We start from the raw sequence: 8,846 nt of genomic DNA, 5'->3' as shown, positions 1-8,846 counted from the left end.
AATCATTTCCTGGAGCACTTAATAAATTTAATCCTTTTTTCTTAAGTATTTCACCATATTTAAGCACATCTACTACCGTAGCTGTGCCAGCTTTTTGTATACAACCTAAAGATTTATCTTCAAGAGTTGTGATTCCACCTGCTTTATTCCCTGGTGAAGGGTTTTCATATACTGGTTGGTTATATTTAATAAAGTATTCTTTAAAATCATTTATTAACTGTACTATTTTATTGAATACTTCCTCATCTAAGGCCCTATCCATTAACAGAGTTTCTGCACCAAACATTTCTGGAACTTCTGTTAATATAGTAGTTCCTCCTTGTGATATTAAAAAATCTGAGAATCTTCCTACAAGGGGATTAGCTGTTATTCCTGATAATCCATCTGAACCTCCACACTTAAGCCCTACTTTTAATTCTGAAAGTGGAACCTCCTCTCTAGTGTCATTTTTCATATTTTCATATAATTCCCTTAAAAGTTTTACTCCCTCTTCTATTTCATCTGACACTTCTTGGGAAACTAGAAATTTAACTCTATTTTCATCATATTCCCCTAAATATTTTTTAAAGTCATTCATATTATTATTCTCGCATCCAAGAGATAAAACTAGAACACCTCCAGCATTTGGATGTTTTACAGCATCTCCTAATATAGTTCTAGTTGCTATATGATCATCACCAAGCTGGGAACATCCATAATTATGTTTAAGTACTAAATAATTATCTATTTCAAGTTCTCCTATTTCTTTTTTAAACCTATCAAACATTCTTTCAGCAATGCCATTTACGCATCCAACTGTTGGTACAATCCAAAGCTCATTTCTTATTCCCACAGTTCCATTTGATCTTTTATAACCTTTGAATGTTAAATTTTCATTTTCATATATATTATCTATTAATTTTTGATTAAAACTATAATCTTTTATTCCCTCTAGATTAGTTTTAGTATTATGTGTATGAACCCATTGTCCTTTTAATATAGGGATTATAGCATGTCCTATTGGAAACCCATACTTAATTACCTCTTTATCAGTATCTATATCTTTTATGGCAATTTTATGTCCTCTTTTTATATCTTCCTTTAAGGTGATAATTTCTCCGTTTATTTCTATATTGTCATCTTTATTTAAATCAGTTAGTGATACAACTAAATTATCATTTTCATTTATTTTAATAATATTCTTCATTAAATCACCTCCCGTTTTGTTACATAACCTCTTTAAGTGCTTCTTTAATACCTAATGCTTCTATCTTGCTAAGATAATAAGTAGTAGCATCAGTTAATCCTTTTACTTCATTTAAATTCATTTTCCAATTCTTTTGGTATCCAAGAACTTTAGTGACTATTGTTCTTAATCCTTCTTCACTACCGTCATAATCTTCCCATGCTCTTTTATATAAATCTAATATATCTGCATCATCAGCTAATTCTATAGTTTCTTCATTTCTTTTACCTTTATAGAATTCTATTAAAGCAGAAAGTGAGAATACTAATTTCTTTGGAAGTTCACCTTTTCTATTTATATATTCTAACAATGAAGGCAAATCCCTTGTCTCGAATTTTGACATTGAATTTAATGCAATACTCATTAAATAATGTTTTATAAATGGATTTTGAAATCTTTCAAGTACAGCTTCAGCAAAATATTCTAATTCATCTTCTGGTAAATCTAACGTTGGAATTATTTCATCATAAATAACTTTTCTTATAAATTCACCTATTATTTCATGACTAACAGATTCTCCAACTGTTTCTAATCCATACAAATAAGCTACTGGAACTAATGCTGTATGAGCTCCATTAAGAATTCTAACTTTTCTTGTTCTATAAGGTGTCATATCCTCAACAAATTTAGTGTTAAGTCCAGCTTTCCCAACAGGAAATTCACTTTCAATCCAATCTGGTCCTTCAATAACCCATAGATGGAATTGCTCTCCCACATTTACTAGATTATCTTCATATCCCAATTCTTCAGTTATTTCTTTTATTGTATCTCTTGGATAACCAGGTACAATCCTATCTACTAAACTTCCACAGAAAGTATTGGCTTCATTTATCCATGATATAAACTCTTCTCCTAAATTCCAAAGCTTCGCATATTTTATAATTATAGCCTTAAGCTTTTCTCCATTTTTTTCAATAAGCTCACATGGAATTATTATTAATCCCTTTTCTTTTGCAGCACTAAAAGCTCTAAATCTTCTATATAATAAAGCTGTTAATTTGCCGGGATAACTCTTTTGCGGTCTATCTTCTAACTTATCATTTTCATCATATGCTATTCCAGCTTCAGTTGTATTAGATATTATAAATCTTAAATCTGGACTTTCTGCTACTTTTAGATACTCATCATAATTAGTATAGGGATTTATTCCCCTACTAATGCTGTTTATAATTTTATGTTCCTTGACAGCTTTTCCATCTTTTATTCCTTGAAGATACAGTGTGTATAATCCATCTTGTTCATTTAATTTATCTACTAACCCTAATTCTATAGGTTGCACAACTACAATACTGCCATTAAAATCTGTTTCCTCATTCAGTTTATCTATTTGCCAGTCTACAAAGGCTCTTAAAAAATTTCCTTCTCCAAATTGCAAAACCTTTTCTGGATATTGTTTGTATTCTTTGTAGATTTCTTTATTTAAATTCATTTTTTATTCCTCCATATCCATTATTTACGTATGCAATATTATTTTTAAAGTTTTTATATGATTATTACCATTTTTTTCTTTCATTTATAATGATATCACTTAATGCACACGTTAACAATGTTTTTTTATGTTAAATAATATTTTTTAATATAAACATTCTAATAATTATACTTAGGGAGATTGTCTAATTCACATTTTAATGTTAAATACTGTATCTTTATCTATAATATATTTAGGTTCTTCTCCATTACGTAACTTTATATTTTTAAATGTAATATCATAACAAGCTTTTAAATATATCTCTCCTGTTTCATCACTTTCATTACCGAGGATTATATTTTCTAAAAGAACCCCATGCACATAGTGATCCTCAATATTATTTTTTCCTTCCGCTGTAAATCCTATAAGTTCTATTCCTCTTCCTATTCCATTAATAATAGTGTTTTTTATAACTATATCTTTAAAGTATGGTAAGTTAGCTGCAGGAATTCCATCAGCATTATAGTTAATACTATGTGCCATAAACCTATCAATTACGCAATCCACCATCAGCAAACCTTTTATATAACCTCCTCTTGAATTATGTGCTTTTAACTCTAGTCCATAATTGGTATTTTGGATAAAACAATCTCTCATATATATCCCTTCAACTCCACCTGATTCTTCACTTCCAATGGCCATTCCATGACCACCTAACATTTTAAGATCAAATATTCTTACATTCTTTGTTGGAATATTTACAATATTGCCATCCGGATTCTTTCCTGATTTTATAGCAATACAATCATCACCAGTATCAAAAGTAGTGTCAAAAATCATAAGATTTCTTGAAGAATCTGGATCCCATCCATCACCATTATCTATGCCTCTTGATCTAATATTTACTCCGTGGGTGGTAAAAGTATCGCAATAAATAATATGGACAGTCCAGCATGAAGGATTTTCAATATTTATTCCTGTAAGGTGTACATTTTTACACTGTATAAAACTAAGTAGACGTCCTCTCACACGTCTTCCAGCAATTCCATCTGAAACATACTCTGGATATTTTTCTTTATCTGCATATAGCTTTTTCATTTCATTGCCAAGTTCATTTCCGCCTCCGTATATAGTTCCCTCACCACAAATTCTTAAATTTTCACAGGTTACTTCCATGCGATTGTCAGGATTTAAGTAACCTGCATTTATTAAGCTTCTATAACAGTACATTTCCCAACCTTCGTATCTGGTTAATATAAGCCCATCTTCATTTACTAAACCTTTATAATTATCTCTACTCTCTTTATTAATTATATAGTCACTTGGTTCTAAGCTTCCCTTTAGAAATCCGTCTACTCTGAAAGTCATATTACTTTTTAGCTCCAAGGCACCTGTAAGAACAACTGAACTTTTAGGAATTAAAACTGTACCACCAATTTCACAATCATCAATGGCTTTTTGCACTGAAGCTGTACTTATATTCTTGCCTGTCCCATCAGCAGAATATGGATACTGGGTAACATCTATAATATTTCCTAATGGTTTTGTTTTAACATTCAAATTTGGTGTTGATGTATTACTTACATTTTTATCATCAGTATTATCAACAATAGCTTCAACATGAAATTTATACATTGTATTAGGAGTTAACCCATTAATTGTCAAGTGAGTTTTATTTTGTTTTGTTTGTGCAATTCTTTCCCCATCTTTATACACTATATATCCACTAATATCTGCATATTCAATAGGCTTATCCCACACTAAAGTAAGACTATCACTTGCTAAAGTTGCAGGTGCAATAATAAAATCAATAGGTACTTTATTGGTCTTTTCAATACTCATAAGCATCATCCTCTTCTAATTAAATCTTCTATAATTTAAAATATTCTTTAGCATTTTTAAAGGATATATCTTGAACTATACTTCCTAGTAATTCCATATCATTTGGAATTTCTCCATCTTCAACCCATTGACCAATAATATTACATAGTATTCTTCTAAAATACTCATGTCTTGGATATGATAAAAAGCTTCTTGAATCTGTAAGCATTCCAACAAATCTACTTAAAAGCCCTAAATTAGCTAAAGTTTTTATCTGTTGAGTCATTCCATCTATACTATCATTAAACCACCACGCAGAACCAAATTGTATTTTTCCTGGAATTCTATCTCCTTGAAAATTCCCAATCATTGTTCCAAGAACATAGTTATCCTTTGGATTTAATGTATATAAAATTGTTTTAGGAAGATTATTATCTTTATTTAATGAATCTAAAAGTTTTGAAAGTGCTTCAGACACAGTTCCATCATTAATTGAATCAAAGCCTGTATCACTGCCTAGTTTATTAAACATTATTGTATTATTATTTCTAAGAGCTCCTATATGTAACTGCATTGCCCAATCAAACTTATGGTAAAGTTTCGCCAAAAATATTAGTGTATAAGTCTTGTACTTCTTTTCTTCTTCTAAAGTGATACATTCACCCTTTAATACTTTATTAAAAACTTCTGCTGCTTCTTCTTTTGTTGAATTTGAGTACACCACCATATCTAAAGCATGGTCTGATATTTTGCAACCAACTGTATTGAAAAATTCAACTCTTGATTCTAAAGCTTGTAAGAATAGCTCATAATCACTTATTTCTTTACCAACAACTTCCCCTAATTTTTTTACCCATGGTAAAAATGCATCTCTACTTATCTCTATTCCCTTATCTGGTCTAAAGGTAGGTAAAACTTTTGTATTAAAATCTTTAAGTTCTTTAATTTTTATATGATACTCAAGTGAATCAATTGGATCATCAGTTGTACATATTGCTTCTACATTAGATTTTTTAATTAAATCTCTTGTAGAAAACTCTCCTGAATTTAATATTTTATTAGTTGCATTCCAAATTTCAGGTGCTGTCTTTTCTGTTAAAGGTTCATAAATTTTAAAGAATCTTTGAAGCTCTAAATGAGTCCAATGATAAAGTGGATTACCTATAGAAATTTGTAAAGTTTTTGCCCATGCTAAAAACTTGTCATAATCACTTGCATTTCCAGTAATAGTGTTTTCATCTATTCCATTACTCCTCATAGCTCTCCATTTATAATGATCTCCATATAACCATACTTCAGTTATATTTTTGAATCTTTTATTTTCATAAATTTCCTTTGGACTTAGATGGCAATGATAATCGATTATTGGCATGTTTTTCGAATAATCATGGAATAACCTTACTGCAGTTTCATTAGATAATAAAAAGTTTTCATTCATAAATTTTTTCATAATAACTACCTTACTTTCCTTTAATTTTTAATTATTTAGTTATATTTTATATCAAAATAAGTCATATAAATCATACAATTAATGACTATTTACTAATAATTCAACATATATTGATTTACATTTTTTTAGGGGTTAATTATAATAATAGTGAAATAAAAGGTATAAGGTGGGTAAATCATGAATAAATCAAAAGTTTTTCATACTAATAGACGCAAGGGTTTTTTTATAGATCATAGTAAAAGAATAGGTCCTTATCACATGGGTAGTAAACATTATCATTCTCAGTATGAAATATACTATCTTTTGCTTGGAGATAGAAATTATTTTATACATGACCAAGTATATAACATAAAAAAGGGAGATTTAGTGCTTATTAATTCAAATATACTGCACAGCACTTTGGATGGTTCTTTAAGTTCTCATGAAAGACTTTTAATTGAATTTGATATGAGTTTTTTTGATGGTTTTTTAGTAGATTATAATAACTTAGGACTTTTAGATTGCTTTTATAAAGACTGTAATATTTTACGTTTAGAAGACTCTGAGAGAAAACAAATTGAAAATTGCTTTTTTAAAATCCTTCAAGAAAGTAAAGAAAATAATTCTCAAAATAGTATTGAGTTAAAAGTATACTTTTTAGAGTTGCTAATTCTTATAAATAAATTTCATTCTAACAGCAATACATTACAATATGACTATCCAAGCAAGCTACATAAGAGAATATATGAAATTATAACCTATATAAATTCTAACTATAATAAGGAAATCAGCTTAGATTTAGTTTCTAAAAAGTTTTTCATAAGTTCAGCCCATTTAAGCAGATCCTTTAAATCAGTTACAGGTTTTACTTTTATTGAATACCTTAATAATCTAAGAGTTAAAGAAGCTCAGAAACTTTTAATTGAAACACCACTTACCATCTCGCAAATCACTGAAAAAGTTGGCTACCAAAACACTACTCACTTCGGAAGAATGTTTAAATTAATAACCGGAAGTTCTCCAAGAGAATTTAGGAAATTAAATAATATCTATCCCTAAAAAAGAGGATATCGTTAAAAATATTTTACGATATCCTCTAATTATTACTTAATTTTATGCTTTTATTTTGTTATTTTTCTTTAAGAGATTTATGATTCTTTCCTGGTATACATGTTGACTCTCTTACTATAAGTTCTGTTTCTATGTATACTTTCTCTCCTTTGTAATCTTTTTTATCGATTAAATCTATCATTTTTTCTGCACCCATTACGCTTATTTCTTCTAAAGGTCTCTTTATAGTAGTAAGAGAAGGGGTTGCATACTCAGCAAAACCTATATCATCAAACCCTATTATTGATATATCTTTAGGTACTGAAAGACCTTTTTCAAATATAGCTTTTATAGCGCCAATGGCCATATCATCATTAAAACAAAAAACTGCTGTTGGTATATTCGAAAGGCTTAAAAGCTTATTCATAGCTTCATATCCACTTTTGATATCATAGCGTCCTTTAATCATGTATTCCTTTCTTATTGGAATATTATTATTTATTAACGCTTTAAAAAATCCATTTCTTCTACTCTTAGTAGATTTAAATTCTTCTTGACCTTCTATTATCGCTATGTCTTTATGATGATTTTTAATTAAAAAACTTACTGCCTTAAAAGCTCCTTGTTCGTCATCAGCTAAAATATTTATTAAAGAATTTCCTTCCATTTCCCTATTTAAAACAATAAGTGGTATCTCCTTTTCTCTCATATGATATATGAATTCATTATCTTTGTCACTTTGACTCATAAGTATAATCCCATCAAATCTTTGCCTATTTATTCCTGAAAACTCTTTATAGTCATCTATACCTTTAACTACTAAGTTGTAATTTTCTTTTATTACACTATTTACTCCTTTTACTATTTCATAAAAAAAACTAGAGGATGTACCAATATTTATACTAGAAAAAAATAAACCAATAGTATAGGATTTATCTAAAACTAAGCTTTTGGCACTATAATTAGGAACATAATTAAGTTCTTCAGCAATTGCTTTGATCTTAGACTTTGTTTTTTCATTAATTAAAGGACTATTGTTTAATGCTCTAGATACAGTAGTATGTGATACCTTTGCCAATTTTGCTATATCTTTTATAGTTACACTCATATTTTCACCTTTTTTATTTTATTTAATTATATTCAGAAAGTAGTTTATATCCCTACTAATATTATTATATAGTTTAATAGTTATATTAAAAATGTATTTATATAAAAAATGAGGATATCGTTAAAAATATTTTACGATATCCTCTAATTATTACTTAATTTATGCTTTTATTCTGTTATTTTTCTTTAAGAATATTACTCCTAACACAATTAACAAACCTGAAAGTGCCAACCAGATTGATGAATTAACTCCCCCTGTTTGAGGTAAATCTCCTTGTGATAATTCATCGTTATCTTTGTTACCTGTTTCAGTATCTGAATCTGGTATTATATTGCTATCTTTCTTCTTTAAACCATCTTCAGCTTTAGCTAAATCTTCATAAGCTTTATCAATAGCCTCTTGCGTTATATTAGAGTTATTTAATAATTCTTTAGCTGCAGATAAAGCTTTCTTAAGAACACTCCAGCTTTCTTCTGTGTAATCAGATTTATTTAAGCCTTCTACTTTGCTTATTTTTTCTTCTAATTTATCTGTATTAATTTCATCTGATTTTTCTTTTAAATTTTTAATTGCATCTTCTAAAGCTCCCTTTGCAGTATCTACTTCTTCTTGTGTTGCATCAACTTTTGCTAATATTTCTTCAGCATTCTTTAATGCTCCTGTAAATGCTTTCCATGAATCATCAGTATAATTTCCTTTAATCTTTTCCTTATTGTCATCATATACTTCTTGTAATTCAGATTTGTTAACTTCAGTTGCTTTTTCTACTAAGCCATTAATTGCTGCTTCTAAAACTACCTTTGCT

7 protein-coding genes are annotated in these 8,846 nt (G+C 28.8%); 1 reads left to right on the top strand and 6 read right to left on the bottom strand.

What is annotated here, in order from left to right:
- The 4 genes from E6248_RS09605 to uxaC all read right to left on the bottom strand — a co-directional run.
- The coding region (locus E6248_RS09605) for an altronate dehydratase family protein (RefSeq protein ID WP_316340594.1) at positions 1 to 1,186 on the bottom strand (1,186 nt) is incomplete at its 3' end.
- Positions 1,187 to 1,205: 19 nt separating this feature from the next.
- Positions 1,206 to 2,654 carry a tagaturonate reductase gene (locus tag E6248_RS09600; protein ID WP_316340593.1) on the bottom strand — a complete coding sequence of 483 codons (1,449 nt, stop codon included), beginning with the start codon at positions 2,652 to 2,654 and terminating at the stop codon, positions 1,206 to 1,208.
- Positions 2,655 to 2,843: 189 nt separating this feature from the next.
- On the bottom strand, positions 2,844 to 4,475 hold the full coding sequence (locus tag E6248_RS09595; protein ID WP_316340592.1) for a glycoside hydrolase family 28 protein: 1,632 nt from the start codon (positions 4,473 to 4,475) through the stop codon (positions 2,844 to 2,846).
- A 28-nt stretch (positions 4,476 to 4,503) separates the two neighbouring features.
- Complete coding sequence (gene uxaC, locus E6248_RS09590; RefSeq protein ID WP_316340591.1) at positions 4,504 to 5,904, bottom strand: glucuronate isomerase; 1,401 nt, start codon at positions 5,902 to 5,904, stop codon at positions 4,504 to 4,506.
- Between the two features lie 177 nt (positions 5,905 to 6,081).
- Between uxaC and E6248_RS09585 the strand changes: the two genes are divergently transcribed.
- Positions 6,082 to 6,942: an AraC family transcriptional regulator gene (locus E6248_RS09585; RefSeq protein ID WP_316340590.1), complete on the top strand. Its 861-nt coding sequence runs from the start codon at positions 6,082 to 6,084 to the stop codon at positions 6,940 to 6,942.
- A 70-nt stretch (positions 6,943 to 7,012) separates the two neighbouring features.
- Here E6248_RS09585 and E6248_RS09580 read toward each other — a convergent pair whose 3' ends face one another.
- Together E6248_RS09580 and E6248_RS09575 are read right to left on the bottom strand one after the other, a co-directional pair.
- Positions 7,013 to 8,041, bottom strand: a complete 1,029-nt coding sequence (locus E6248_RS09580; protein ID WP_316340589.1) for a LacI family DNA-binding transcriptional regulator — start codon at positions 8,039 to 8,041, stop codon at positions 7,013 to 7,015.
- Between the two features lie 159 nt (positions 8,042 to 8,200).
- Positions 8,201 to 8,846 (bottom strand): LPXTG cell wall anchor domain-containing protein (locus E6248_RS09575; protein WP_316340588.1); only part of this gene is annotated, 646 nt, incomplete at its 5' end.

The organism is Clostridium sp. (genome assembly GCF_032552055.1).
GTDB lineage: Bacteria > Bacillota > Clostridia > Clostridiales > Clostridiaceae > Clostridium.
The sequence above is the reverse complement of the archived record's forward strand: the minus strand, read 5'-3'. Positions and strand labels throughout refer to the sequence as shown.